Annotated in this window: 24 protein-coding genes; 13 read left to right on the forward strand and 11 right to left on the reverse strand. The window is 69.5% G+C overall.

Going from position 1 to position 25,892, the window contains the following annotated elements; translation table 11 throughout:
- Positions 1–9 precede the first annotated feature (9 nt).
- The 5 genes from F8M74_RS24470 to F8M74_RS24490 all read right to left on the reverse strand — a co-directional run bounded on the left by F8M74_RS24470 (position 10) and on the right by F8M74_RS24490 (position 6,551).
- Entirely contained in the window at positions 10–2,868 is a 2,859-nt protein-coding gene (locus F8M74_RS24470; RefSeq protein WP_301340578.1) for a GAF domain-containing protein, read from the reverse strand.
- A 122-nt stretch (positions 2,869–2,990) separates the two neighbouring features.
- Positions 2,991–4,112 (reverse strand): hypothetical protein, encoded by a 1,122-nt coding sequence (locus tag F8M74_RS24475; protein ID WP_140796191.1) that lies wholly within the window; start codon positions 4,110–4,112, stop codon positions 2,991–2,993.
- A gap of 141 nt (positions 4,113–4,253) precedes the next feature.
- A complete protein-coding gene (locus F8M74_RS24480) occupies positions 4,254–5,129 on the reverse strand; it encodes a tryptophan 2,3-dioxygenase (RefSeq protein ID WP_011557312.1) in 876 nt (291 codons plus the stop codon).
- Between the two features lie 129 nt (positions 5,130–5,258).
- On the reverse strand, positions 5,259–5,795 hold the full coding sequence (locus tag F8M74_RS24485; RefSeq protein WP_141258390.1) for a cell wall protein: 537 nt from the start codon (positions 5,793–5,795) through the stop codon (positions 5,259–5,261).
- 198 nt (positions 5,796–5,993) lie between these two features.
- The gene (locus F8M74_RS24490; RefSeq protein WP_141258388.1) at positions 5,994–6,551 is read right to left on the reverse strand and encodes a hemerythrin domain-containing protein; all 558 of its coding nucleotides are present in this window, start codon (positions 6,549–6,551) and stop codon (positions 5,994–5,996) included.
- Between the two features lie 588 nt (positions 6,552–7,139).
- Here F8M74_RS24490 and F8M74_RS24495 point away from each other — a divergent pair.
- From F8M74_RS24495 to F8M74_RS24505, 3 genes are all read left to right on the forward strand, one after another.
- On the forward strand, positions 7,140–7,517 hold the full coding sequence (locus tag F8M74_RS24495; protein WP_228559825.1) for a hypothetical protein: 378 nt from the start codon (positions 7,140–7,142) through the stop codon (positions 7,515–7,517).
- A gap of 15 nt (positions 7,518–7,532) precedes the next feature.
- A complete protein-coding gene (locus F8M74_RS24500) occupies positions 7,533–8,471 on the forward strand; it encodes a proline dehydrogenase family protein (RefSeq protein WP_141258384.1) in 939 nt (312 codons plus the stop codon).
- A gap of 354 nt (positions 8,472–8,825) precedes the next feature.
- Positions 8,826–10,619 (forward strand): glycoside hydrolase family 15 protein, encoded by a 1,794-nt coding sequence (locus F8M74_RS24505; protein WP_141258382.1) that lies wholly within the window; start codon positions 8,826–8,828, stop codon positions 10,617–10,619.
- Positions 10,620–10,759: 140 nt separating this feature from the next.
- On the opposite strand, the gene F8M74_RS24510 is transcribed toward F8M74_RS24505, so the two are convergent.
- The 6 genes from F8M74_RS24510 to F8M74_RS24535 form a co-directional block, all read right to left on the reverse strand.
- Positions 10,760–11,317 (reverse strand): hypothetical protein, encoded by a 558-nt coding sequence (locus F8M74_RS24510; protein ID WP_171410174.1) that lies wholly within the window; start codon positions 11,315–11,317, stop codon positions 10,760–10,762.
- 267 nt (positions 11,318–11,584) lie between these two features.
- Positions 11,585–12,199, reverse strand: coding sequence for a DUF2378 family protein (locus F8M74_RS24515; protein ID WP_216612114.1), 615 nt, complete (start codon positions 12,197–12,199; stop codon positions 11,585–11,587).
- 115 nt (positions 12,200–12,314) lie between these two features.
- A complete protein-coding gene (locus F8M74_RS24520; RefSeq protein WP_140870138.1) occupies positions 12,315–12,632 on the reverse strand; it encodes a DUF3817 domain-containing protein in 318 nt (105 codons plus the stop codon).
- Between the two features lie 113 nt (positions 12,633–12,745).
- Positions 12,746–13,468, reverse strand: a complete 723-nt coding sequence (locus F8M74_RS24525) for a double-CXXCG motif protein (RefSeq protein WP_141258377.1) — start codon at positions 13,466–13,468, stop codon at positions 12,746–12,748.
- Positions 13,469–13,474: 6 nt separating this feature from the next.
- A complete protein-coding gene (locus tag F8M74_RS24530) occupies positions 13,475–14,065 on the reverse strand; it encodes a TIGR02269 family lipoprotein (RefSeq protein WP_141258375.1) in 591 nt (196 codons plus the stop codon).
- A gap of 71 nt (positions 14,066–14,136) precedes the next feature.
- Positions 14,137–14,757 carry a molybdenum cofactor guanylyltransferase gene (locus tag F8M74_RS24535; protein ID WP_141258374.1) on the reverse strand — a complete coding sequence of 207 codons (621 nt, stop codon included), beginning with the start codon at positions 14,755–14,757 and terminating at the stop codon, positions 14,137–14,139.
- 126 nt (positions 14,758–14,883) lie between these two features.
- On the opposite strand from F8M74_RS24535, the gene glp reads away from it, so the two are divergent.
- The 10 genes from glp to F8M74_RS24585 all read left to right on the forward strand — a co-directional run.
- The gene (gene glp, locus F8M74_RS24540) at positions 14,884–16,134 is read left to right on the forward strand and encodes a gephyrin-like molybdotransferase Glp (protein WP_141258372.1); all 1,251 of its coding nucleotides are present in this window, start codon (positions 14,884–14,886) and stop codon (positions 16,132–16,134) included.
- The gene (gene fdhD / locus F8M74_RS24545) at positions 16,131–17,522 is read left to right on the forward strand and encodes a formate dehydrogenase accessory sulfurtransferase FdhD (protein ID WP_141341726.1); all 1,392 of its coding nucleotides are present in this window, start codon (positions 16,131–16,133) and stop codon (positions 17,520–17,522) included. Before glp ends, fdhD begins: the two co-directional genes overlap by 4 nt.
- 326 nt (positions 17,523–17,848) lie before the next feature.
- A complete protein-coding gene (gene epsZ, locus F8M74_RS24550) occupies positions 17,849–19,333 on the forward strand; it encodes an exopolysaccharide biosynthesis polyisoprenyl-phosphate hexose-1-phosphate transferase EpsZ (RefSeq protein ID WP_141258830.1) in 1,485 nt (494 codons plus the stop codon).
- Positions 19,334–19,444: 111 nt separating this feature from the next.
- The gene (gene wzx / locus F8M74_RS24555; protein WP_141258831.1) at positions 19,445–20,980 is read left to right on the forward strand and encodes an exopolysaccharide biosynthesis flippase; all 1,536 of its coding nucleotides are present in this window, start codon (positions 19,445–19,447) and stop codon (positions 20,978–20,980) included.
- A gap of 17 nt (positions 20,981–20,997) precedes the next feature.
- Positions 20,998–21,639 carry an exopolysaccharide export protein EpsY gene (epsY, locus tag F8M74_RS24560; protein WP_171410175.1) on the forward strand — a complete coding sequence of 214 codons (642 nt, stop codon included), beginning with the start codon at positions 20,998–21,000 and terminating at the stop codon, positions 21,637–21,639.
- Positions 21,640–21,642: 3 nt separating this feature from the next.
- Positions 21,643–22,893 (forward strand): exopolysaccharide export protein EpsX, encoded by a 1,251-nt coding sequence (gene epsX, locus F8M74_RS24565; RefSeq protein ID WP_141258833.1) that lies wholly within the window; start codon positions 21,643–21,645, stop codon positions 22,891–22,893.
- 11 nt (positions 22,894–22,904) lie between these two features.
- Positions 22,905–23,081 carry a hypothetical protein gene (locus tag F8M74_RS24570; protein ID WP_011557330.1) on the forward strand — a complete coding sequence of 59 codons (177 nt, stop codon included), beginning with the start codon at positions 22,905–22,907 and terminating at the stop codon, positions 23,079–23,081.
- 26 nt (positions 23,082–23,107) lie between these two features.
- Complete coding sequence (gene epsW / locus F8M74_RS24575; protein WP_140796210.1) at positions 23,108–23,512, forward strand: exopolysaccharide biosynthesis response regulator EpsW; 405 nt, start codon at positions 23,108–23,110, stop codon at positions 23,510–23,512.
- Positions 23,509–25,032 carry a PCP family exopolysaccharide biosynthesis protein EpsV gene (gene epsV / locus F8M74_RS24580; protein ID WP_141258834.1) on the forward strand — a complete coding sequence of 508 codons (1,524 nt, stop codon included), beginning with the start codon at positions 23,509–23,511 and terminating at the stop codon, positions 25,030–25,032. The genes epsW and epsV overlap by 4 nt, the downstream gene beginning before the upstream one ends.
- A gap of 15 nt (positions 25,033–25,047) precedes the next feature.
- The coding region (locus F8M74_RS24585) for a glycosyltransferase family 2 protein (protein ID WP_163884553.1) at positions 25,048–25,892 on the forward strand (845 nt) is incomplete at its 3' end.

Below are 25,892 nucleotides of genomic sequence, written 5' to 3' on the forward strand. Positions count from 1 at the left end.
TCCAGGCGCTCAAGCCGGCAAGGGCAGCTCCACGGTGAAGGTGGAGCCCTTGCCCGTCTCGCTCGCCAGGCGGATGCAGCCGCCGTGGGCCTCGACGATGCGCTTGGTAATCCACAAGCCCAGGCCCAGTCCCTTGAAGTGCTGCACCGACGCGGAGCGCTCGAACTGCTCGAAGATGCGCTCCTGCTCCTCCGGCGACACGCCGATGCCCTCGTCGCGCACGGACAGCCGCGCCACCGGGCCCACCGCCTCCACCTCCACCGTCACCGGCCGGCCCGCGCCGTACTTCGCCGCGTTGGTGAGCAGGTTCACCAGCACCTGCTCCAGGCGCAGCCGGTCCCACTGCCCCGACACCGGCCTGTCCAGCAGCAGCCGGACCTCGTTGCCCGCCAGCGCCAGCTCCTCGGACATGCGGCCCACCAGCTCGCGCGTCAGCGCCGCCAGGTCCACCTCTTCACGCTTCAGCCCCAGCCGCCCCGAGCTGAGGCGCGAGACGTCCAGCAGGTCATCGATGAGCAGCCCCAGCCGCTGGCCCGCCTTCGCCGCCCGCTCCGCGCGCTCCGCCAGCCCGTCCACGGCCATCGCCTCGCGGGCCATGCGCGCCAGCAGGTGAATCTGGAGCTGGAGCGCGTTCAGCGGCGACTTCAGCTCGTGCCCCGCCACCGACAGCAGCTCGTCCCGCGCCTTCACCGCCTGCGTGGCCGCGCCGTATCGCCGCGCGTCTTCAATGGCCAAGGCCGCGCGCGCCGCCAGGCTCTCCAGCAGCGCGCGCTCCTCCACCGAATACTCGCGGCCCTGCGCCTCGCGCATCACCCCCAGCGTGCCCAGCACCCGGCCGCGCACGCCCAGCGGGACGACGATGACGCTGTGGGGCCCGTAGTGCTGGAGGAAGGGCATGCCCTCCGGCACGCGCTCATCGCGCAGGTCCTCGGCCAGAAGGCGCGGGACGAAGAGCGGCTGCCCCGTCGCCGCCACCCGGCCCGACAACCCTTCTCCCACCCGCCCCGGGCAGCGCCGCATGGATGCGTCCAGCAGCGCGCGGGCCTCCGCGTTGGGATGGTGCACCGTCACCAGCTCCAAACGCGTCTTGTCCTCGGAGAGCAGTTGGAGCACGCACGCGTCTCCGAGCGCCTCCGACACCTTGCGCACCAGCACCTCCAGCACCATGGACAGGTCCAACCCCGCCTCCGCGATGAGGTGGCTGACCTGCACCAGGACGTGGAGCCGCGCCGCCCCGCGCCGGCTCTCCTCCTCCGCCGCGCGCGCCTTGCGGAACAGGTCCGCGTTGTCGATGGCCAGCGCCGCGCGCCCCGCCAGCTCCTCGGCCAGGGACAGGTCCGGGATGTCGAAGGGCGCGGACGTCTCGCTCCGCATGAAGGTGAGCACCCCCAGCGTGCGCTGCCGCGCCACCAGCGGCGTCAGGATGAGCGAGCCCACGCCCAGCTCGCGCGCCGCCGCGTACAGCCGCGCCGCAGCCGTACTTGTGTCCCCGGGCTCCGCGGTGGGGCGCGCCATCATCCACGGGCGCCCCGAGGCGAGCACCTCCGCCAGCAACGTGGGGCTGCCTTCCTGCGGAGCGAAGCGCAGGAGCTCCAACCCGCGCGGCGCCGATTGCGGATTCTCATAGAGCACGGCCAGCCGCCGCACCACGCCGTCCTCGTACGAGTCCACCGCGCAGCCATCCGCGAAGTGCCCCAGCGCCAGCCGCGCCACGCCCGCCACCGTCTCCTCCCAGTCCAGCGACGCCGACACGAGCGCGCTCGCGTCCGCCAGGAGCCGCAGGCGCTGCCCCGCCGCCTCCGCCTGGAGCCGCGCGGTGCGCTCCCGCGCGTACAGCCGCGCGCGTTCCAGCGCCTGGCCACACTCGTGCCCCAGGCCGGTGATGGACGCCCGCTCCAGCGCCGAGAAACGCCGCGCCTCCGGGAAGCCGAGGCACAACGTGCCGAAGGCATGCCCTTCCACGTGCAAGGGCAGCAGCACCAGTGCGCGCAGGGCCCCCAGCGCGGGCACCACGTCCCGCGCCGCGGCGGGCGTCTCCAGCCACACCGGCGCCCCCGCGCCGTGCCCCGGCATATCGCTGCTTCGCCAGGGTGGCACCCGGAGCGCCTCCCGCTGCGCGTTGGACACGCCCAGCGCGGCCTTCAACGCCAGCGTCCCGTCCGGCTCCGCCAGGTGCACCAGGCCCACGCCCGCGCCCACCGCGGGAAGCCCCTGCTCCAGCACCACGCGCGCCACCTCGTCCGAGGACAGCGCGCGGCCCAAGGCCTCCGTCACCGCCTGGAAGCGGCGCAGCCGCAGCACCTCCGACTCCTCCACCTCCGCTCGCGCGGACAGCACGGACTGGCGCAGCGTCTCCGCCATGCGCTCGCGCTCCAGCGCCAGCGCCGCCAGCTTCACCGAGAGGCCGAAGCGCCGCAGCTCCTCCTCCTGTGGCCGCCACGCCTCGCGAAAGAGCACGCCCAGCACACCGGCGGCGCCCAGGCCGGAAGCGAAGTAGAGCGGTTGGGACATCAAGGCCGTGGCCCCCAGCCGCCGCAGGGCGTCCGGCTCGGAGGCCAGCAGCGCGTCTTGCGACACGTCCTCCACCACCCAGGGCAGGCGCGGCTCACCCGGCGCGGGCGCCTGGGCCAGCAGCCGCTGCGCGCAGATGGCGGTCGCCTCCGCGTCCACGCCGGGAGTGGTGAGCGTGCTCAAGTCGCCCGTCCCGCCCCACCAGCACAGGAAGGCACCCGAAGCCCCCAGCGTGACGGACGCCTGGCAAAGCAATTCCTCCAGCACCGCCACCACCGGCGGTGCTGCGGACAGCCGCTCCAGGGCCCGCGACATGCGGTCCACCGCGGCTCCCACTGATTTTCCGGGCACATTCATGCCCCACTCCCCCCGGCACGGACGCATGGCTCCCTGCCTCGAAGCCTCATTCTCCCATGCCGGACGAAGCGTGGAAACCGCACAGCGCGTTGCCCTGAAGTACGGGGTTCCCCGTGGGTGCCTCAGTGCTCGTAGACGCGGAAGAAGGCGAAGAAGATTTCCAGCACGATGAGCAGAACGATGACGGCCTCCAACGTGTGGGAGCGGTCGATGTCCACATCACCCTTGAGCAGGCCATACGTCTGGGCCAGCAACTGCTGCTTGCGGGTGACGGCGGCCTGCCACGGCGGGATGCGCATGCGGCGCACTGCGCTCTCGTAGACCTTGGCCAGGTAGAAGTCGCCGATGATTTTGAGACTGTTGTCCACGCGCTCGATGAACTCGTTGAGGTCCACCAGCGTGGAGAGCGTCTGCCGGGCCAGGGTGCGGTAGGGACTGCGGAACAACGTGGCCCAGCCATGCCGCGCGGCCTGCACCTTCTCGTGGATGCGGGTGATGTGCGCGTCCAACCGCTCATCGTAGTAGCGGAACTCCAACAACTGCGCGTTGGCGATTTCCAGCAGGTCGGGGATGTCTCGCGAGCCGGACGGCTCGTAGACGAAGGCGCTGTTCCAGTCGATGACGACCAGGTCGTGGATGGTGTAGCTGAAGCGCGACTGGAGTACGGATTCGCTCTCACGCGGAGACAGCGGCACCGTGCCGCTTTCGCCCAGGAGCAGCCGGGCCAGGTCCGCGCGCGTCACCAACTCCTCCGCGGTGGGATTGCCACGGATGTGCTCGGCGAAGATGACGGTGTAGCTCTCGTTCTGCTCCCACAAATGGGGCGCCTGCGCGGCGGGGGCGATGGTGCGGCGCACACCTTCCACCAACTCCAACGCCAGGGCCTCCAACGACTGGCTGTCATAGAGCTCGTCCGCCATCCGCGTGAGCGCTTCCAACGAGGTGCCCGGAACGACTGGCACCTGCAGGATGATGGACACGGCGCCATGGTCGAACAGGCGCGCGGTGACATCCACCGTGACGGGGCCGTCCCGCAGTGCCAGGGGCCGGCGGCCCAGCTCATAGGCCAGCGGCGGGTTGGGCAGCTGGATGTACTGACTGTTCTCCCGTGACAGCTTGAGCCGGCGCGAGTCCTCCGTGAGCACCCGGCGCGCGCGCTCCAGGTCCAGCTCCTCCGCGATGTCGAAGGTCCGGTAGCAGAGGACGTACGCCTTGTCGAAGAGCAGCGGTTCGGCAGCGTCCATGGTGCGTGAAGCCTAACCCGCGCCCATGACAATCCGTGGCCGGCCCCCCTGGCATGCCAGACAGTCGTCATTCCCTCCGCGGAGCCGTACCGGAATGGACGGCCCCGGGAGGCGCTGGACTGTCTTCAGCCGAGCGAACGTTCAGGGCCGGTGACGCGGAGGAGGCGGCGTCAGCTCCGTGCGCACGTCCCACAGCTCCGGGAAGAAGCGCAGGTCCAACGCCTTGCGCAGGAAGCCCACACCCGAGGAGCCCCCCGTGCCCTGCTTGAAGCCGATGATGCGCATCACCGTCATCATGTGGCGGTAGCGCCAGAGCTGGAAACGCTCCTCGGTGTCCACCAGCTTCTCGCACATCTCATACGCATCCCAGTGCGCCTCGGCGTCCTGGTAGATGCGCCGGAACACCTCCACCACCTCCGGGCTCTTCTCGTAGGGCTTGCGCCAGTCACGCTGCACGTGGCTCTGCGGCACCGGATGTCCCATGCGCGACAGGTGGCGCAGGAACTCGTCATACAGGCTGGGGGATTCGAACAGCCGCTCCAACTCGCCGTGGATGGCGGGGACGTGGCGGAAGGGCATCAACGCCTGCGCGTCCTTGTTGCCCAGCAGGAACTCCACCGCACGGTACTGGAAGCTCTGGAAGCCAGAGGAGCTGCCCAGCGTGTCGCGGAACTCCAGGTACTCGTTCGGCGTGAGCGTCTCCAACACGCTCCACTGCTCGAAGAGCATCCGTTGGATGTGCGCCACGCGCGCGAAAATCTTGAACGACGGCTCCAGCCGGTCCGCCTGCACGTAACGGATGCAGGCGCCCAGCTCGTGGATGAGCAGCTTCATCCACAGCTCGCTCGTCTGATGCTGGATGATGAACAACAGCTCGTCGTGGTGAGGCGGCTGCGAGCGCGTCACCTGGGCCGACAAGAGTCGGTCGAGCTGCAGATAATCACCGTACGTGGTCCTTCCGGCCAGGTCGGTGATGATTCCAGGCTCCAAATCGCGTTTGTTCATGGGCCCGGGCATTCATGCTCGTGCAAGCCCCCACGGGCAAGTCTCTCCCGCATGGGCGGACCCCGATTCCTCTCCCGACAACAGAGCGGAATGGCGGGGGCGCGGTCACTCTCTGCCCGGGCCGGGGCAGCGTGCCGCTGGCTAGCCTGCGTGCCCAGCCTGAGCGGCAGCCGCCAACGCCTTGGACGCGGCGCGTCCACGCGGCAGCTTGATGTCGTCCACGCTGTCCGGGTCGGCGTAGTCCTTCCAGTCGCTCGGGCGGCGGTTGGTCTTCTCCAGCATGCGGAGCTTCTGGTAGTGGGCCGCGCAGTAGCCCTTGGTGCGGCTGGGCTTGCCGCAGCCGATGATGGCGCACGCGCGCGAGCCGTCAGGACCCGCCGCCGCCGGCTTGCGGCCACGACGCTTGCCACCCGCTGCCGCGGGAGCCGCCGTCACGACGCTGCGAGCCGCGGGAGGACGACCCGGGCCACGACGGCCGGCCTTGGCGGCCGCGGGAATCTGGGCGCCGAACAGGGGCCCGACGACCTCGGCCAGCGGGGCCAGGCGCTCGGCCACGTTGCGGAGCGCGTCCAAGTCCGCCGTGCCCTCCTCCAGCCGCGCGACCACGTCACGCAGCGGCTTGAGCTGGACCTCGATTTCATTGCGGATCATGTCGCGAAACGCTTTATCCACGGACATTCGTTGAATCCTCACCTGGGGAACGACAAGAGTAATGCAGTACTAGGGGGGGCTGATGCTCGATGCTTGTGATGCTGCCCATACCCTTACCTTCCAAAAATGGTTTTGTCTAAAGGAAGAGATAAAAGTTGTGACTGAGCAACGGACCATTCGCCCCGTTGTCGCAGGTCTCACCTGTTTCCCGGCGGCAACCGTGGCCTAGCCGTCCCAGTGCAGGGACTCCAGCAGGGGGGCCTCCCCCGCCACCTGGAACACCTGGGGGCGTGACAGCAGCTCGTCCCAAGTGGCCGATAAATCACGACGCAGGTCGTCCAACGACAGGGAATCCAGGGCAATCATGAGCTGGGGCAGTCGTGCATTCTCCTCTTCTTGGAAATGAGCCACCGCCAGGTCTTCCAGCGTCAACAGACGCGCCTGCCACTCGGGATGGCCCGAGGGCAGCTCTTCCAGCTCAGCCATCAGCTCACGCATCGTGAGATGGTCTTCCGTCTGCTCACGACAAGACTCGCGGCCCTCCACCCGTGCCATCACCGGGTAGAGGCAACGCTCCTCCAGTCGTGAGTGAAGCCTCAGCAATGCCAGCAGCTCCGCCGTCAATCCCCTCAGCTCATCGGGTTCCACACCCGATGCCAGACGCTCGAGACGCTCTTCCAGTTCCCGATGCTGGTCGATGAGGATGTCGAACGGGCTGCCCATGCCGGAACGTTCGGCATGCACCTGGAAGCAGACAACCTGAGTATGCCTGCGAGCTGACATTACTCAAACTCCTACGAACCCCCACTGTCAGGGCCACCGCCGTCTCAGGGGCGCCCGGCTGCCCGGCGGCCAGGAGGAGGGCGCCGCCTGCTGGGGACGCCACGCATCCCCATGTTTTTCCACCATGGATGCCCCGCTCGCCAGCCTGCGCCGGGCCGTATTCCGCCTCGCCGAGCAGGGCGCGGGGCTGTCGGCCCTGTACCATCGGGTGCGGCTGCTGGGCTGCGAGCACCTGCCATTGAAAGGCCCGGTGCTGCTGGTGGGGAACCACGGCGTCTGGGGTTACGAGACACCTGCCTTCTTTCATCTGATCCACCAGGGCACCGGCCGCTATCCATTGGGCCTGACGGAACGGGGATTCTTCCGCATCCCGTTGATCCGCACGGTGTTGCCATGGCTGGGCGGCGTGGCGGGGACGCGGGAGAACGCCATGACGGCGCTTCGGGCGGACTCACGGGTCGGACGAGGCATTCCCATGCTTGAAACCCTGTCATCCCGCCCGGGGGGACACCCCCACGGCCCGCCGCTCGTCCCGATGCGGACGACATCCAGCAGGGCGATGCCCACCTGCCTTGTGAACGACGTCCCGTGCGAGGCACACCGGTACGCCTGTTCACCTTTCCAGAGGGCAACACGGACGAATCACGCACCGTGGTGTGTCTTCCGGGGCTGGGGGCCAGTGGCCGTTCCTTCGCGCCCATGGAGCCACTGACGGACGCGCTGACGCTGTCCACCCTGGTGCGCGCGCCCCGGCCCCTGGCGTACCTGCTGGCGCCCACCGTGGCCCGGGTGCTGGGAGGCCAGCGGTTGCCGCCGGAGGGCCGGGCCGAAATCGTGCGCGAGGCCCGGCACATCCCCGGAGCCCGGCTGGCGCTCATCCGGGGCGCCAGCCACCTGCCCTACATGATCCACCCCGATGCCTTCAACACGCTGGCCGGGGACTTCCTCCGGCAGCACCTGGACTGAGCCGCCACCCACACCATGACCACCGACGCCACCCACCTGTCCCGTTCCGCCCTGCTGTTCCTGGCCCGCCGCCCTGGCCTGGAAGGCGCCGCCATGCGCCTGCGCCCCTTCCGGCGGCTGGCCTCGCGCTTCATCGCCGGAGAGACGCTGGAGGAGGCCGTGGACGCCGTGAAGGCGCTGTCCGCGCGCGGGCTCATGGCGTCGTTCGACCACCTCAACGAGGCCGTCCAGACGCCCGAGGAGACGCGGGAGGAGGTGCGCCAGTACCAGCGGCTGCTGGCACGCATCGACGCGGTAGGCGTGCGAGCCAACGTGTCGATGAAGCTCACCCAGTGTGGGCTGCTGTTCGATGAAGCCCTGGCCCTGGAGAACGCGCGCACGGTGGTGGCCGAGGCCGCGGCCCGCGACTCCTTCGTGCGCATCGACATGGAGGACAGCTCGGTGACGCAGGTGACGTTGGACATCGTGCGACAGCTGCGCGCGGAGTTCGGCGAGCCCCATGTCGGCGCCGTGTTGCAAAGCGCCTTGCGGCGCACGGAGCAGGACGCGAAGGCGCTGTGCGCACAGCGCATCCGCATCCGTCTATGCAAGGGTGCCTATCTGGAGAAGCCCGACGTGGCCTTCCCAGACAAACGGGACGTGGATGCCAGCTTCGTTCGCACCATGCGGGTGCTGCTGGACAGCGGCGTGTATCACGGCATCGCCACGCACGATGAACGGATGATTAAAGCGACACTGGACCACGCGGCGAAGCGCGGACTGCCGCGCGGCGCCTTCGAGTTCCAGATGCTGTACGGCATCCGCAGGGACTTGCAGGAGCGACTCGTGAGGGAGGGTCACCCGGTGCGCATCTACGTGCCGTACGGACGGCACTGGTACCCGTACTTCATGCGCCGGCTGGCCGAGCGCCCCGCCAATCTGACCTTCCTTCTGCGCAACCTGGTACGTGGGTAGGAGCAGTACGCGCCTCCCCGCCTGGCGTGCGGGGCCGCCGCGAGGCCCGCATGCGGGTGAAACATGCGGATGAAACACCAGACCGCGCACACCCTCGGGAACCCCGCGCGGAGGACCAACGCCAATCGAGAACGGCCGGCCCGCATGGACAGTCATGTCCGGGCAACCCCATACCCGGGGCGAATCGCGCGCCGCGGCATTCCCTGCTCAGGCCCCATGTCTTGTCGCATGGCGTCGATGCGCCGCGAGCGGGCGGCTGCCCCCTCCCCCGCCATCCGCGGGGGCCGTGGACGGCCCGCCGCTCCGGGTGCTCCTGGAGGGACACGCCGCGGGAGGCGTCCCTAGCTTTCCCGCATGGCGCTGCCCATCGAAGCCCATGCCCTCATTGGAGACACGCACAGCGCCGCGCTGGTGGCGAATGACGGCACCATCGACTGGCTGTGCTGGCCGCGCTTCGACTCGGACGCGTGCTTCGCGGCGCTGCTGGGTGAGCAGCGGCATGGTTTCTGGCGCATCGCCCCCACCGTGCCCGTGCGGCGCGTGCACCGCCGCTACGTGCGCGACACGCTGGTACTGGAGACGGAGTTCCACACCGACGCCGGCACCGTGCGCCTGTGCGACTTCATGCCGCTGCGCGAGGACACGCCGCAGTTGATTCGCATCGTGGAGGCCCGCACCGGACAGGTGCCGCTCCACCTGGAGTTCGCCCCCTGCTTCGGCTACGGCGACCGCACGCCCTGGGCCCGCCTGATTCCGGGAGGTGTCAGCACCAAGGCCGGCCCGGACGCGCTCTACCTGTCCACGGAGCTGCCGCTGCGTTTGGAGCACAGCCATGTGCTCGCGGACGTCTCCGTGCCGGAAGGGCAGCGCCTGGCCTTCGTCCTGTCCTGGCATCCTTCGCACCTGCCTCCGCCCCGTCAGCCGCCGGACCCCTTCCTCACGCGCGCGGACACGGAGCGGTGGTGGCGCGCCTGGGCGTTCCGCTGCATCCATGAGAGCCCCTGGCGCACGCAGGTGATGCGCTCGCTCATCACCCTCAAGGCGCTCACCTACTCCCCCACCGGCGGCGTGGTCGCCGCGCCCACCACGTCCCTGCCGGAGCGGATGGGCGGCGTGCGCAACTGGGACTACCGCTACTGCTGGCTGCGGGATGCCACGCTGACGCTGCTGACCCTGCTGGACGCCGGCTACACCCAGGAAGCCCAGGCCTGGCGGGACTGGCTGCTGCGCGCGGTGGCCGGAGAGCCCGATGAGCTCCAAATCCTCTACGGCGTGGCCGGAGAGCGCCGCGTCACCGAGTTGGAGCTGCCGTGGCTGCCGGGCTTCGCGGGCTCGCGCCCGGTGCGCATCGGCAACGCCGCCGTGGGCCAGCTCCAGTTGGACGTCTTCGGCGAGATTGCCGACTGCCTCTACCACGCGCTCCGTCACGGCGTCTGTTCGGACGCCGAGGCCTGGGACGTGAGCGTGCACCTGCTGCGCTTCGTGGAGCGCAACTGGGACCAGCCCGACGAGGGCATCTGGGAGGTGCGCGGCGGGCGACAGCAGTTCACCCACTCCAAGGTCATGGCCTGGGTGGCCATGGACCGGATGGTGAGGACGGCGAACCTGCGCGGCATGCGCGGCGCGCTGGTGGAGCACTGGAAGGCGCTGCGGGCGCAGATGCACGCGGACATCTGCGCGCGGGGCTACGACGCGCGCCGCAACACCTTCACCCAGGCCTTTGGCAGCCAGGCCCTGGACGCCAGCCTGCTGTTGATTCCCATGGTGGGCTTCCTCCCGCCCGACGACGTCCGCGTGCGCGGCACCGTGGAGGCCATCCGCCGCGAGCTGTGCCACGACGGGCTGGTGCGCCGCTATCACACGCACGAGACACGGGACGGCCTCCCTCCGGGCGAAGGCGTCTTCCTGGCGTGCAGCTTCTGGCTGGCGGACGCGCTGGCGCTGATGGGCCGCAAGGGCGAGGCGCGCGAGCTGTTCGAGCGCCTGCTGGGCCTGTGCAACGACGTGGGCCTGCTGTCCGAGGAATACGACCCGGTGGCCCACAAGATGGTTGGCAACTTCCCGCAGGCCTTCAGCCACCTCGCGCTGGTGGGCACCGCGCAGAACCTGTCGCGAGAGGGCGGCCCCGGTCAGCAGCGGAGCCACTGACGGCGGCGGCGGCGGCCCGGGCCATTGGCTGGAAATGAAGCGGGCCCCGGCACGCGGTGGGAGCAGCGTCCCACCTCGTCCGAGGCCCCTGATGCACCACACGCACGTCCACGTCCTCGAGGGACGCGGCGGGGCGGAGACTAGAAGTAGCCGCCGATGGTGGAGGCGACGCTGAAGTTCACCTCCACGTCATCGCCCAGGCCGAAGGCCAGGCGCGGGCCACCGCCCACGAAGAAGTGCGGCGTCACGTGGAAGAGGAAGGGCGCGTAGCCTTCCAGGATGACGGTCACGTTGGCGGGGAGCGCCGAGTTGGCGAAGGGCAGGATGTCGTCGCCGATGTACAGCGACACCTGGCCCTTGGGCCACACGGAGATGCGGTCGGAGAGCGGGATGTTGTAACCGACGCGCGCGTTCAGGCCGAAGGCGGCAATCGTGTCACCGCTGCCGAAGAGCGCGCGGACCTGGAGGCCGCTACCGACGGACAGGTTCTTCTTGAGGAAGTAGTCCGCGCCGGGCTCCAGGAAGATGTAGCCGATGCCGCTGCCCTGCGTGGAGTAACCCATGTTCGCGGAGGCATCCGTGCTGATGACGAACTGCCCCTCCGAACCGAAGCTCCCCGACGACTCCTGAGCGCCGGCGCTCACCGACACCATGACGCCCGCCACTGCGGCCAGGTTCTTCCAGTTGTTTGCCTTCATGAGACGTCCCTCCGTTGCGTAGGCCCGGTGCACATGTCCGGGCGCTCGGCGCCCACTTCTAGCCAATGGGCGCGGAGGAACATCATTTATTTCGTCATGGTTGTGAACAGTCGCGTCGATGTCATGCGTGGATCAGCCGCGTGACAGAGGGCTCACCACGATTCGTCCAGCAGATGTGTACGGACGAGCACTGGCAGTGGCCCATTCTCGCGAGGCGAGAAACCGCGGCACGCACTGCGGCCTACCGCATCCGCGACACGCAGCAGCTCACGAGTCCCAGGACAGCGTGTACTCGCTGTCCAGCAGGGACGTCTGTCCGCCGCGCACCTGGATGTCCTGGGCGCCCACGGCCAGCAGCGCGCCTTCGAGCATGCCCTCGTTGTACGCGACGGGGGTGAAGATGCGGCGCATGTGGATGCGGCCCGAGCGCGGGCCCGTCCACGCCACCTGCAGCTCTCCGAAGTTGATGGCCATGCGGTAGGCCTCGGGGAGCATCTCCACGAGGCGCTTGGGCTCGCCGCCCACCTGCTGCCGGACCTCGGCGCCGAACATGGAGTTGATGAAGGCCAGCGTGCCCTGGACGCCGAGCTGCCGCATGGCCTCCTCGACGCCGCCGAGCTGTGGTGCCAGCAGCCGGGCCGCGGAGAAGAACACGCGCATGAAGGGCGGGACGGGGTAGAGCTCGGTGGTGTCCAGGTCGGCGGGGTAGTCACCGCCCTGCTGGATGGGAGCCACCGCCTGCTCACCGCCGAGGAAGCGCACGGTGTCGAGGACGGCCGCGAAGTGCATACCGCGAATGCCCTCGGACGCTTCCACGAGCGCGAGCCGCGAGCTCAGCTCGCGCTCCACATCCTCTGGCGTGTCCCATTTGCCGCGCTCCATGCTGACCTCCCGTCGGAGAACGCGCGGGATGCTGGCACAGCTTGACCGCCCGCGCGAACTCCGGGCGGCCTCGGTGCGGAGCGTCCCACCTGTCACGTCCGATGCGCGACGTGACTCAGGGTGCGGGCTCGACGGCCGGCTCGGCCGCTTCACGGCGCAGGCGCGCTTCGAAGACGAAGGTGCCGAAGGGAAGCAGCGACGCGAAGACGCCGCCCACCACGCGGACGAAGGACCAGCGGTAGGTGATGGCCGCCTCCATGAGCGCGAAGAGGTAGAGCACGAAGAGCAGGCCGTGGACCCAGCCGGTGAACTTCACGGCCTGCGGCATGCCCGCGGCGTACTTCAAGGGCATGGCGATGAAGAAGAGCGCGATGACGGACAGGCCCTCCGCGAGGGCCACGGCACGGAAACGTCCAAGAGGGGTCTTCAGCATGAGGTTCTCCCCCGCCTGTTTCCCATTCCCGGCCGCCGCGGTCCATGAGTCATGGTGACGCAGGAGGTGCTGCCTGGTTGCTTGCTTAGGCTCGAGTCTTGGCGGGTCGTCCGTCAGTGCGCGGGCAGCGCTTGGAAGGTGATGCCATCCAGGTCCAGTCGGCGCACCGCATCCATGAAGCGCTCCGTGCCGACAATCATCGTGGAGAAGTTCCCGACCCGGAACAGGTCCAGGCCCGTGGGGAGGGAGGCCGCGTCGAGAATGGGTGCATCCGGCCGCGTCAGGCCGAAGCGGCCACAGGTCACGCACGGTGGCGGCTCATCGGGCGGGATGCAGTCCGGATGCAGCCTGCCGTGGGGCTCAATCTGTAGCTCCAGCAGTTCTGGCGGGTCTTTCTGCCGGAAGCGCAGCTGCGTCGGGCAGGCCTGGAGGCCTTGTACGCCCTCGGAATGCAGCCGCGACAGGGCGTCGCGCTGCACGAGCAGCTTCTGCCCCCATACCCAGGCAATGGGACCGAATACGCCCGTGGCACGTCCGACCAGGGGACCGAAGCCCGTACCGGGCGGCAGTTCGGCACCTGGAGGAACCAGAGGCCGGACCAGCTCACGGAGACGCGCGAATTCAGGGAAGGGCTCGGGCCTGGGACGCGCGAACTCGTTGCGCTCTGGCAGTTGAGCCAGGTTGACGCACGGATACTCGTGTCCCGTATGGGCCCATGTCTCGCCGCAAGTGCCGCAGCTCACGCCAGGGAGCGACAGCTTGTGCCAGGCGTTGATCTCCCCTCCGTACTTTGCCGCCGCGGCCTTGTCCTCGTGCATCCAGAAGAAACGGCTCATCCGTCCTCACACTCCCGGGCGCGAATAGTAGGGCTGAATCGGACCGCCCATGAGTTGGAAGCGATGTATGAGTTCCCCCGCGAACTTGTAGATGTCCGTGGGGCTGGCGCCCGGCTTTGCCGCCTTGAAGTCGCGCCAGGCCTGGTTCCACGCGCCACCGCGTCCGTCTCCGCCGTGAATGCGCCGATGGACGTCACGCGGAATCGGCATGGTGTAGTCGTGGATCTTGACGCCTCGAATTCCGAACCACATCGAGAGGTCTTCTGCCTGGGGAAAGATGTGATGCTTTTCCCAGCGCCCGGGCGTGAGCTGGCGTGACGGAGGGATGATCCGCTCGGGCGCGCCATTCCAGTTGGGGAAGACCATGACGGCCCCTCGAGGAAGGGCCACCGACACCGCACCGGGCATGTCCTCACAGAGGTAGAAGCCACATGCGTCCCCCTGGCACAGGAGTGCGACGCACCTGTCTTCATCGGGCGAGCGACACTCCGTTTCCGCATCAGCCCCTCCGCTTTGGAGAGGTGCATTCGAGGCGGTGGCGCAACCACCCCAGAACAAGGCAAGCACCAGAAGCCATACGCACAGGGAGGGTCGCACAGCCTGTCAGTATATCTCTGGGCGGTCCCAATCCCTTTCTTGAGCGCCTTCCTCGCGGAGACACACTCCCCTCACCCCCGCCACGACGGCAGCGCCACGCCGTAGCGCGCCAGGTCCTCGGGGGTGTTCACGTTCGCCACGGACCGGAGTGACGGATCCACCGCGCGCAGCACGGCCTCGGACAACAGCCGCGTGCGCACTCCGGACAACAGCTCCCGCATCGAAGGATCCGTCGCCAGTGTCGTCCCCCACGCCGGTGCCAGCGCCGACCGGTACGCTGCGAGCAACGGCTCCAGCCTGCCCCGCACCTCGAAGCACACCGCGTCCACGCCGTCGTCCCGCGCGCCCAGCAACACCCGCAGGACCTCCGTCGTGATGAACGGCATGTCGCACGCCACCGCCACCACCCAGGGCGTGCGCGCGGCCACCAGCGCCGCATGGACACCGCCAGGCGCTCCCTTGCCTGGCACCACGTCCGCCACCGTGCGCACCCCAAAGCGCGCATAGGGCCCAGGCACGTTAGCCACCAGCAAGACGTCCTCGAAGCACGGGGCCAGCGCCAGGAGCCGCTCCAGGACCGTGCGCCCCTCCACTTCCAACAGCCCCTTGGGCACGCCAGACAGGCGCCGGCCCTGCCCTCCCGAGAGGATGGCCAGCGTCACCTCCGGGAACTCCGTGCGGATCCGCTCCATGCTCGTGCCCCGTTCGCGCGCCTGCCGCGGCCACTTTATCTGTCCGCCCACGCACGCCCCCAAACGAAGCGTCCCTTGCCTCCGTGGACACAGCGGGCGCTCCACGTCATAGGCTGCGGCGTTTCCATGCCCCTCACGCCCCTCGACTCCGCCCGGCAGGCCGCGCTCGACGCCATCGCCCCGGCGGCGCCGGAGCGCGTGCCGCTCCTTAATGCCCAGGGCCGGTTCCTCGCCAGCCCTGTCACGGCGTCTCGCTCGCTGCCCGGCTGTGACAACTCCGCCATGGACGGCTGGGCCGTGCGCGCCGAGGAGACCCAGGGCGCCTCCCGCGACCGGCCCGCGCGCCTGCGCGTCACCAGCACGGTCTTCGCCGGCGCCCTCCCCTCCACGCCCCTCCGGCCCGGAGAAGCCGCGCGCGTCTTCACCGGCGCACCTCTGCCCCCCGGCGCCGACGCCGTCGTCCGACAGGAGGCCACTCGCGCCGCCGAAGACGGCGCCTGCGTGGACATCTTCATCACCGTGCCGCCCGGCAACGACATCCGCCGCGCCGGAGAGGAAGTCCTCACCGGCACACCCCTCTTCGACGCGGGCCAGCGCATGGGCGCCGCCGTGCTCGGTGTGCTCGCGTCCATGGGCGACACGGACGTCTGGGTGCGCTCCGCGCCGCGCATCGCCGTGCTCGCCACCGGCGATGAGCTCGTCCCTCCTGGCACTCCAGCCCTGCCCCACCAGGTGTACGAGAGCAACCTCGTCCTCGTGGCCGCGCTCGCCCACGAGGCCGGCGCGAATGTCCGCCAGCTCGCCCGCGCCCGCGATGACGAGCGCGCCCTGCGCGATGCGCTCTCCCGACTGGCCCCGCAGGTGGATGTCCTCATCACCACCGGAGGCGCCTCCGTGGGTGACAAGGACCTGGTGAAACGCGTGCTCGCCGCGCTCGGCGCCCGCTTCTTCGTGGACGGCGTCGCGCTCAAGCCCGGCAAGCCCGTGGCCGTGGCCCGGCTGGGTGACACCGCCGTCGTCGTGCTGCCCGGCAATCCCGGCGCGGCCACCGTGGCGTTCGACCAGTTCGCGCGCCCGCTCCTTCTAAAACACCAAGGTGTGTTGGAGACGCGCCGCCGCGTCCGCGCCCACCTCTCCGAAGCACGCCACAAGCAAGCGGGCCTCACCTACCTCATCACCACCACCCTGGAAGCCCGGGGCGGCCTCGCGCCGCGCGCCGTGCTCCGCCCCCAGGGCGCCGGGCAGATCCTCCAGAACGTCCACGGAGAGGGCTGGGCCCTCCTCCCACCAGGCCGCGCGGAATTCGCCGAAGACGACCTCGTCGACGTCGAGCTCTTCGACCGGCCCACCTTCACACCCGTGGGCGCACTGGCATGAGCCGCGTGCCCGCGCTCAGCGTGGTGGGCTGGTCCGGCGCCGGCAAGACGACGCTGCTCACCCGGCTCGTTCCCGAGCTCGCCACGCGAGGCCTGCGCGTGGCCGTGGTGAAGCACTCCTCCGATGCCCATCCGCTGCACCGGCCCGGCAGCGACACCGCCCGCTACCAGGACGCGGGCGCCGTGCTCACCGGCTTCGCCACGCCCGCGGGCGTCCAGCTCACGACGGCCACCGCCCTCTCGGACGCGCTTCCATCGCTGCTCGAGCGCTACGCGGGCGCCGTGGAGCTGGTGCTCGTCGAAGGCTGGAAGGACGGCCCCCTCCCCAAGCTGGAGGTATGGCGGGAGGGTCTGGGCCCGCCGCTGGCGCCCTCGCGCCCGGAGGTCCTCGCGGTGCTCTCCTCCGAGCCCGCGCTCCCCACGGACTTCCCACCCGGCCTGCGCGTGCTGCACCCCGACGACGTGCGCGCCGTGGCGGACCTCATCCTGGCCCACCTGCGCCCGAGCCGCCCCGCCCCCCTGCCCCCCGTGGATGCCCGCGGCGTCACGCGCCGCTTCATCCAGCGGTGGAACGGCGCCGCGCTGCTCCCGGCCCAGGAGGACGACATCGCGGTGGAGGAGCCTCTGGAGATTCGCGTCAGCGGAGACTCGGTGGCCACCACCATGCGCACGCCCGGACATGACCGCGAGTTGGCCACCGGCTTCCTCTTCGCCGAGGGCATCCTCCAGAGCGTGGACGACCTGGGCGGGCTGGCACACTGCGGACGGCCAGGCCAGGAGGGCTTCGGCAACGTCATCGAAGTCACCCCCGCCCCCGGCGCCTTCCTCGACGTGGAGCGCGTGAGCACCGCCCGCCGGGGCACCCTCACCACCTCCGCCTGTGGCGTGTGCGGCCGACGCAGCGTGGATGACCTGCTCGCCGTGTGCCCGCCCCTGCCGCCCGGCCCGGTGCTCCACCCCGACGCCGTGGCCCGCGCCACCGAGCGCCTGCGCGACGTGCAGCGCAACTTCGCCCGCACCGGAGGCGTCCACGCCGCCGCCGTGCTCGACGCCGACGGCCACCTCATGGCCGCCCATGAGGACGTGGGCCGTCACAACGCCGTGGACAAGGCGGTGGGCACCCTGGTGCTGGCCGGCCTCGTGCGGGGCACGGGGGCCTCCCGCCTCCCGCTGACGCGTCAGCCCGCAGTGCTCGCCGTCAGTGGACGCGTCAGCTTTGAGATCATCCAGAAAGCCGCCATGGCCCGGATTCCCATCGTCGCGGGCGTCTCCGCCGCCAGCTCCCTCGCAGTGGACCTGGCCCTGCGTTCTGGCATGACGCTGGCCGCGTTCGTCCGGGACGAGCGCTTCAACGTCTACACCGGGCCCGAACGCCTGTTACAGGCGTAACCCCTTGAAACTCCTGTCGCCCTTCCCGGGAGCACCCGGCTCCTGGCATCATCCGTGCCTTCGCGTCAGACCGGCATCGTTAATGCAAAGAAACCGTGACGAAGGAAACGCGGGCAGCCGCGGTGAACCACAATGTGTTGGTGATGCTCGGTGAGCTCGAACCTGGGTAGGGCGGTCACAAGATTTCACACGCTGCCACGTCTTACTGACGCGGCAGGGGTTGCACCGCGCCGCGATATCGGGCAAAACAGGTTTCCTTCCGACTTAAACATTTCTAGCCTCAACGGCGACCTCTGCTTCAACTGCACGAAAGTGAGCAGAGGGGGGTGGACACGATGAGCGGCGCAACGGCAAGTGCGGCGGTGGTCGGTGCTCCTGGGTCGGCCAACGCTCAGGGACAAGCAATTGAAGAGGTGCAGGGGCCGCCCAAGCTGGCCCCGGGGTTCGCGGCGAAGCTGAACCTCACGGTGGACCTCGTGCTGCTGTCGTCGGTGCTGGTGGGCTCGGCGTGGCTGAGCGGACAGCTGTCGGCGGAGTCCGGTTGGAAGGTGTCTGGGCTGGTGCTCGCGGCGTGGGTGGTGTGGATTGTGACGGGCACCGCGCTGTGCCTGTACGACTCGCGCTTCGCCGAGCGCAGCAAGCTGGACCACGTGGCGCTGGTGTCTGTGACGACGCTGGCGGTGGTGACGGTGCTGACGCTGGGCAGTGTGGCGGTGCCGACGGTGGTGACGTCGCCGGTGGTGGGCCCGCTGCTGTTCATCTTCTGGCCGGTGACGCTGCTCCTCCGCCTGTTCGTCTTCCGCCCGGTGGCCTCGCAGGAGCGCCCCATGGACGCGGTGCTCATCGTGGGCACGGGCGCCATGGGCCGCTACACCGGCGAGGACCTGGCCAACCGTGGCCGCCGGCAGATTCTGGGCTACGTGCGCTTCCACGACGACAACGGCGCCGTGGGCGAGCTGCCCGGCCCTATCATGGGTTCGGTGGACGACCTGGAGCGCATCCTCCGCAACACCGCGGTGGATGAGGTGTACATCGCCGGCAACACGCTGAAGCAGGGCGAGTCCATGCAGGCGGCCATCAAGCTGGCCGAGCGCTTCGGCGTGCCCTTCGCGCTGCCCGCGCACAGCTTCCGCCTGGACCGCGCCCGCCCGGTGGAGCGCCGCGCGGTGGCGGACGGCTTCCTGCACTTCGCGGCGGTGAGCCCCAAGCCGCACCAGATGGCGATGAAGCGCCTGTTCGACATCTGCGTGTCCGCGGCGGCGCTGTGGGCGCTCCTGCCGCTCCTGGGCATGGTGGCGCTGGCGGTGAAGTTCACCTCCAAGGGCCCCATCTTCTTCAAGCAGCTTCGCGTGGGGCAGAACGGCAAGCCCTTCTACATGCTGAAGTTCCGCTCCATGGTGGTGAACGCCGAGGAGCTGAAGGAGAAGCTGGCCGCGCTCAACGAGCAGACGGGCCCCGTCTTCAAGATGAAGCACGACCCGCGCATCACCGGCATCGGCCGCTTCATCCGCAAGTTCTCCATTGATGAGCTGCCCCAGTTCATCAACGTGCTGCGCGGGGAGATGAGCATCGTCGGGCCGCGCCCGCCGGTGCCCACCGAAGTGGCCAAGTACGAGACGTGGCAGCGCCGCCGCCTGTCGGTGCGTCCGGGACTCACCTGCATCTGGCAGGTGTCAGGACGGAACCAGATCTCCTTCGAGGAGTGGATGTACCTGGACATGCAGTACATCGACCACTGGAGCCTGACGAGCGACCTGCGCCTGCTGCTCCAGACGGTGCCGGTGGTGCTCACGGGCCGCGGCGCCAGCTAGCAAGCCTTCAGGCAACCCAACCTTTGCGGGGGCGGCATTGACGTGCCGCCCCCGCTCGTTTTCTATGCACCCGGGCAGTCCTGGCCGGCGCCGGGTCCGCACGCTCCCACCGTGAACAGTCCCAGCCATTCCATTTCGCAGGACGCGGGCGAGCGCGAGCGCTCGCATGAGGCGATGGGCGCGGTGCGCAATGGGCTCCAGCTCGGTGGCTCGCTGCTGGCCACGTACGCCATCGCCATGGGCGTGCGCTTCCTGCTGCCGGCCCACCTGGGACCGGAGAGCTTCGGGCGCTTCAACTACGCCGACAGCTTCTCCGCCGTCTTCTTCATCGCCACCCACCTGGGCCTGGAGATGTACATCCGCAAGGAGGTGACGCGCCGGCCCGAGCACGCCAGCGACTTCTTCGGCAGCACGCTGCTGCTGCGGCTGGGCCTCACCGCGGTGCTGATGGGCGCCATGGCGTTGGTGATGGCCCACTTCGATGAGCCGCCCGAGGTGCGCCAGCTCGTCTACGTCTTCGCGCTGGCCCAGTCGCTCATCATCATCAACGCCTCCGTGGCCGCGCTGCTGCACGCCAAGGGCAAGGTGGCGGGGCTGTCCGTCTCCAACATCGTCACCAAGCTGGTGTGGGGCGGAGGCCTGCTGGCCGTCGCCGTGGCGGGCCTGCCGCTGCCGTGGCTGGCGGTGCCGCTGGTGGCGTCCGAGGCGGTGAAGCTGGGCGTGGGCTGGTACCTGGCACGCGAGCACATGGGCCTCACCTTCAAGGTGGACGTGCCGGCCACGCTGAAGGTGCTCAAGGCCAGCCTGCCCTTCTTCATCACCGGCGCGGCGCTGGCGGCCAACGGGCGCCTGGACGTGATGATTCTGGGCATGGTCTCCAGCCACGAAGAGGTGGGCTGGTACGGCGCGGCGTGGAACATCGCGGGCCTCACCTTCTTCCTCAACCCGGTGTTCGGCTGGGTGCTGATGCCGCTGGCGTCCCGCGCGGCCGAGCGCTCCGAGGCGGAGCTGACGAATCTGACGCGCCGCTCGCTGGAGGGCACGCTGGCCGTCACCGTGCCCATGATGATGCTCATCGTCCTGGGCGCTCCGCTGTGGGTGGGGCTGATGGGCGGCGCGTTCTCCGAATCCGCCATGCCGCTGCGGCTGATGTCGCCGCTGTTCGTGCTGGCCTTCGTGACGATGAACGCCGGCCTGTGGCTGACCATGACGAACCGCGAGTGGTGGGTGACCATCACCAGCGTCATTGGCAGCGTGGTGCTGATCCCCCTCCTCAACCTGCTGCTGATTCCGCTGATGCTTTCGGCGCTGGGCAACGGCGGCGGCGCGGCGGGCACGGCGCTGTCCATGCTGCTCATGGAAATCTGCGTCACCATCAGCCTGCTGGGGCGCATGGGCAAGGCGGCCTTCGACGCGCGTTTGGTGTCCATGATGGCCAAGACGGCCGTCATCTGCGCGGCCATCGCCGTGCTGGACCAGACGCTGCTGGCCTTCCTGAACCCGTGGGTGCGCATCACCGTGGAAGCCGTGCTGTACATCGTCGCGGTGCTGGCCACCGGCGCGGTGCGCCCCGGCGAGGTGCTCCAGGTGGTGCGCATCGCCCGCCGCCGTGGAAACCCCGCGCCCGAAGCCGCGCCCACCCCGTGAGGAGAGTTCCGCCGCTCATGCCGTCCATGCACCGCCAGCTGCCTTCCGCCCCGCGCCGTCCCTGGCGCTCGTTCGCCGCCTGCGCCGCGCTGCTGCTGCTGGCGCCCGCTTGCCGGGGCCTGGGCAAGTACACCTGGGTGGATGACTACCAGGAGAAGCCGCCCCCGGTGGACTCGGCGTATCGCATCGCCGCGGGCGACTTGCTCAACATCCGCGTGTGGAACCAGGAGTCGCTCACCACGCAGGCCCGCGTGCGCGAGGACGGCCGCATCAGCCTGCTCTTCCTGGACGACGTGGAGGCCGCCGGCCACACCCCGGCCTTGCTGTCGCAGCAAATCCAGACGCGGCTGAAGGACTACATCAACCACCCCGTCGTCACCGTCGCGCTGGAGATGGCGCGCCCCATCAAGGTGACCATGGTGGGCGAGGTCAACCGCATCGGTCCGCTGGAAATCGACCCGGGCGCCAGCCTGCTGCAGGCCCTGGCCGGCGCGGGCGGCTTCACCGAGTACGCCCACAAGGACCGCATCTTCGTCATGCGCCAGGAAGAGGGCGCCGCGCCCGAGCGCATCCGCTTCCGCTACGACGACCTCATCCACGCCGAAGGGCGCGCGCCCACCTTCCGCCTGCGCCCCGGTGACGTGGTGGTGGTGGAATAACCCGTGCTGGGGACGGTCCTCACCGTCGCGATGCTGGAGGTGTCCTCCGCCTCCGTCAGCTACGCCACGGCCGCGCGCGTCGACTCGCGCCTGCGCTCCAATGAGGACCCCGCCCCCGAGGCCCCCCGTGTCGCGGGCGACACCGACGTCACCCCGCTCCTGGGCCTGGAGATTCGCGACGGCAACACCGCGCTCCAGGTGGAGTACGCCCCGCGCATCAGCCTGCGCGAAGTCACCGCCCGCGCGCGCACCGAAATCCAGCACATGGGCCGCCTGGCCGGCCTGTGGCGTCCCGAGCGCGGCCTGTCCCTGCGCCTGTCGGAGGAGCTGGTGCTGGGCAGCGTCAACCTCCTCACCACGGACCTGGGCTCCCTGCCCGGCGGCACACCGGGCACGGACCCCGACGGGCCGCTGCGGCCCCCCGGAAGCGGCGGGCCCCTGCAGCCCCTGCCCCAGGCGGACACCGTCTACTTCCTCTCCTCCGCGACGACGCTGACGGCGGACACCGGCTGGCTGGGGCGGCGGTGGAACCTCACCGGCTCCGGCGGCTTCTCCATCAGCGGCGGCCTGGACGGGCCCGCCCGCGAAGCGGTGCCCATGCAGTATGGCCCGCGCGCGGACGTGTCCCTCAGCCATGCGCTGTCCCCCCTGAGCGCCATCACCACCTCCGTGGCGTTCAACTACGCGCGCTTCTCCACCGGGGCGAACAACACCATCGTCACGCTGCGAGAGGCCTGGGGGCACCGGGTGGACAGGCGCACCTCCCTGGAGGCCGGAGCGGGCGTGAGCATGGTGCACTCCATCCCCGTGCCCCCCGGCGAAGGCGAGCCCGAGCCCGGCCCGCTGGACGCGCCCCGGACGGAGCTGCTCCCCAACTTGAATGTCGGGGTGAGCCACCGGATTCCCTCGCGCACCGCGGACTTCAACGGCCGGGCGGACCTGCGGCTCGTCCCCTTCACGGACCGGCTCACGGCGCGCGTCTACCCCCGGGCGGACCTGACGCTGACGGGGACCTGGGCCCTGGGGCCTCGCGTGCGCGTGTCCGCCATTGGCGGCGGCGCCGCGGCCGTGGGCGGAAGTAGTGGGGACAGCATCCTTTCCGGAGGCTTCACTGGTTCCTGGATTCTCACACGGTGGGTGTCCGTGGATACCGACATCCGAGGGACGTGGAGCCGCTCGCCCGAACTGCCGGCGGCTCGGCTGACGTGGGCGGCAACGCTGGGCCTGTCCGTGCGACAAACTGGTATTCTCTAAGGGCTGGCGCCATGGCGAAGCTCATCTTGATGTCCGTCCTCATCCTCACCATCGCCCTGCCAGCCAAGGCGGCGAGGGATCCGCATCCGATGCGGGGGCTGAAGAAGGCCATCCTCTGGTTCGTCCTCTTCAACGCGGCATACACGTATGGCGTCCTCGTCTGGGTGCCACGGCTCGGGTTCGGCTGAGCGAGTTTCAGAAAGGTTGACGACGGATGGAGTCCGACCTGCACACGGTCCTCTTGGTGGAGGACGCCCCCTTCTTCCGGAAGATGCTGGGCGACTACCTGCGGGACATGGGGTTCAAGGAGGTTGTGGAGCTGCCCAGTGGCCGCGCCGCGCTCAAGCACCTGGAGACGGCCGCGCGTCCCGACCTCGTGTGTCTGGACCTGACGCTGCCGGACATCTCCGGCTATGACCTCTGCGAGCACATCCGCCGCTCGGCGACGATGGCGGACGTGCCGGTGCTGGTGGTGAGCGCCCGGGACTTGCCGGAGGACAAGGCGCACGCCGAGGAGGCCGGCGCCAACGGCTACCTGGGCAAGCCCTTCACCCAGGAGGAGTTCACCCGGCGGGTGCAGTCGCTCCTCAAGAGCACTGGGGCCAGGAGGACGCCGTGACGGTCCCCGCGCCCGGGGCTCCCGGGCCGCGCCCCCAGTTGGTGCCGCAGCAGCCCGCGTTCACTCCGGAGCGCCCGGAGACGAACGCGCCCGCGGACCTCATCGACTGGGGCTTCGTCATCGACGCGGTCTTCTATTTGAAGAACGCGGTGTTGCGGCACTGGTTCCTCGCCCTGGTGGTGATGGGCACGGTGTCCGCCCTGGCGATGGGCGTCAGCAAAATCATGCCGCGCAAGTACCGCGTGGAGACGCGGATGCTGACGCAGCGCAACTTCATCATCTCCTCGCTGGCCAACCCCGGGCGCTCCATCCCCGTGGACGCAGACCAGCCCACGCGCGCCGCGTGGGAGATGGTGATGAAGCACGACAACCTCAGGTCCATCGTCGCGCAGGCGAAGCTGGTGGAGTACTGGGAGCTGCAGCGCTCGCCCTTGAGCCGGCTGAAGGAGAAGGTGCTGCGCAAGCCGCCCAAGCCCATGTCGGACGAGGACAAGCGCGACGCGCTCACCGCCATGCTCGAGCAGGCGATGATTGTCGGCGTGGAGGGCGGCACGGGCACCGTCTCCATCGGCGTGGAGTGGAGCGACCCGCAGCTGGCGCTCAACATCGTGCAGGAGGCGCAGCAGAACTTCCTCGACATGCGCCAGGCGGCGGAGATGGGCGCGGTGCAAGAGGCCATCACCATCCTGGAGAAGCAGGTGGTGGACGAGGCCGAGGGCATCCAGCAGGCCATTGGCCAGCTCAACGCGGCGGTGAAGCGCGTGGAGGCGCGGCGGAAGAAGGAAGAGGAGAAGAAGGGCCGCCGGGGAGGCCCCACGGCCGCGTCCAACGCCGCGCTGGGCATCAACACCGACCACCTGCTGGCGCAGATGCGCTTCATGATTCAGACGAAGCGCCGGGCCATTGGCGACGTGGAGGACTTCCGCTCGCGGCGGCTGACGGAGCTGCGCAACCAGCTGTCCGAGCAGCGCGTCATCTATTCGCCGCAGCACCCCATCATCACCGACCTGGAGCAGCGTATCTCCTCGCTCCAGGAGGATTCGCCGCAGTTGATTGCGCTGCGCTCGGAGATGACGGAGCTCATCAACGAGTACGTGCGCAACGGCGGTGACCCGGGTGAGCTGGAGTCCGGGCTGGCGACGGCGGCCTTGGGCGGCGCGACGTTCGGCGGGCCGGCCACGTCGGATGACCCGGAGGTGTCGGTGGCGGCGGACCGGGTGCGCATGCTGGTGATGCGACACCAGGAGAAAATGCGGCGGTTGGACCAGGCGCGCACGGAGCTGGAGATTTCCCGCGCGTCCATGAAGCACCGCTTCAGCGTGCTGTCGCCGCCCACCTTCCCGGAGCGGCCGTCCAAGCCGAAGGTGCAGCTCATCGTCGCCGCGGGCGTGGTGGGCGGAATCGGCATGGGCATCTTCGCGGCGCTGGCGCTGGACATCATCCGCCGGCGCATTCTGGAGAAGTGGCAGGTCGAGCGGATTCTGAAGCTACCCGTGCTGGCGGAGTTGGAGCGGCGCTGAACAGCGCGCTCGGGGGTGCATGTCGTGACATCGTGGACGTGGCTGGACGTGGCGCTGTGCGTGGCGCAGCTTCCCGTGGCGGTGGCGTGTGGCTATCTGCTGACCCTGACGCTGCTCTCCTATCGGCCCCAGCCGCCGGCGACGCGCATCGGGCCGCGGAAGTTCGACATCATCATCCCCTCCCACAACGAGGAGCTGGGCATCGCCCGGACGGTGAAGAACCTGTCCGAGGTGGACTACCCGGCGCACCTGCGGCGCATCATCGTGGTGGCGGACAACTGTTCCGACGCGACGGCGCAGAAGGCGCGCGAGGCCGGCGCCTTCGTCCTGGAGCGGCAGGACACGACGAAGCGGGGCAAGGGCTACGCGCTGGCTCATGCCTTCGAGTTCAGCCAGCAGGACGGCTTCGCCGAGGCGGTGGTGGTGGTGGACGCGGACACGGTGGTGTCGCCCAACCTGCTGACCGCCTTCGCGAAGCGCATCGAGGGTGTCGAGGGTTCGAAGGCCGGAGTCGAAGGGGCGCACGCCATGCAGGCGCACTACGGGGTGATGAACCCCACGGCGTCCTGGCGCACGCGGCTGATGACCATTGCCCTGGGCATGTTCCACAAGGTGCGCTCGCAGGGCAGGGAGACGCTGGGCGTGTCGTGCGGCCTGCGCGGCAACGGCATGTGCTTCACACACCACGCGCTGGCCAAGGTGCCGCATGACGCCTTCAGCGTGGTGGAGGATTTGGAGTACGGCATCCGCCTGGCCCAGAACGACTTCCGCGTGCACTACGTCTGGGAGGCGGAGGTGCTGGGGGAGATGGTGTCCGGGGAGAAGCAGAGCCGCTCGCAACGCCAGCGCTGGGAGGGCGG

The sequence above is a fragment of the Myxococcus sp. CA023 genome (assembly GCF_010998615.1).
In the GTDB taxonomy this organism is placed as follows: Bacteria; Myxococcota; Myxococcia; order Myxococcales; family Myxococcaceae; genus Myxococcus.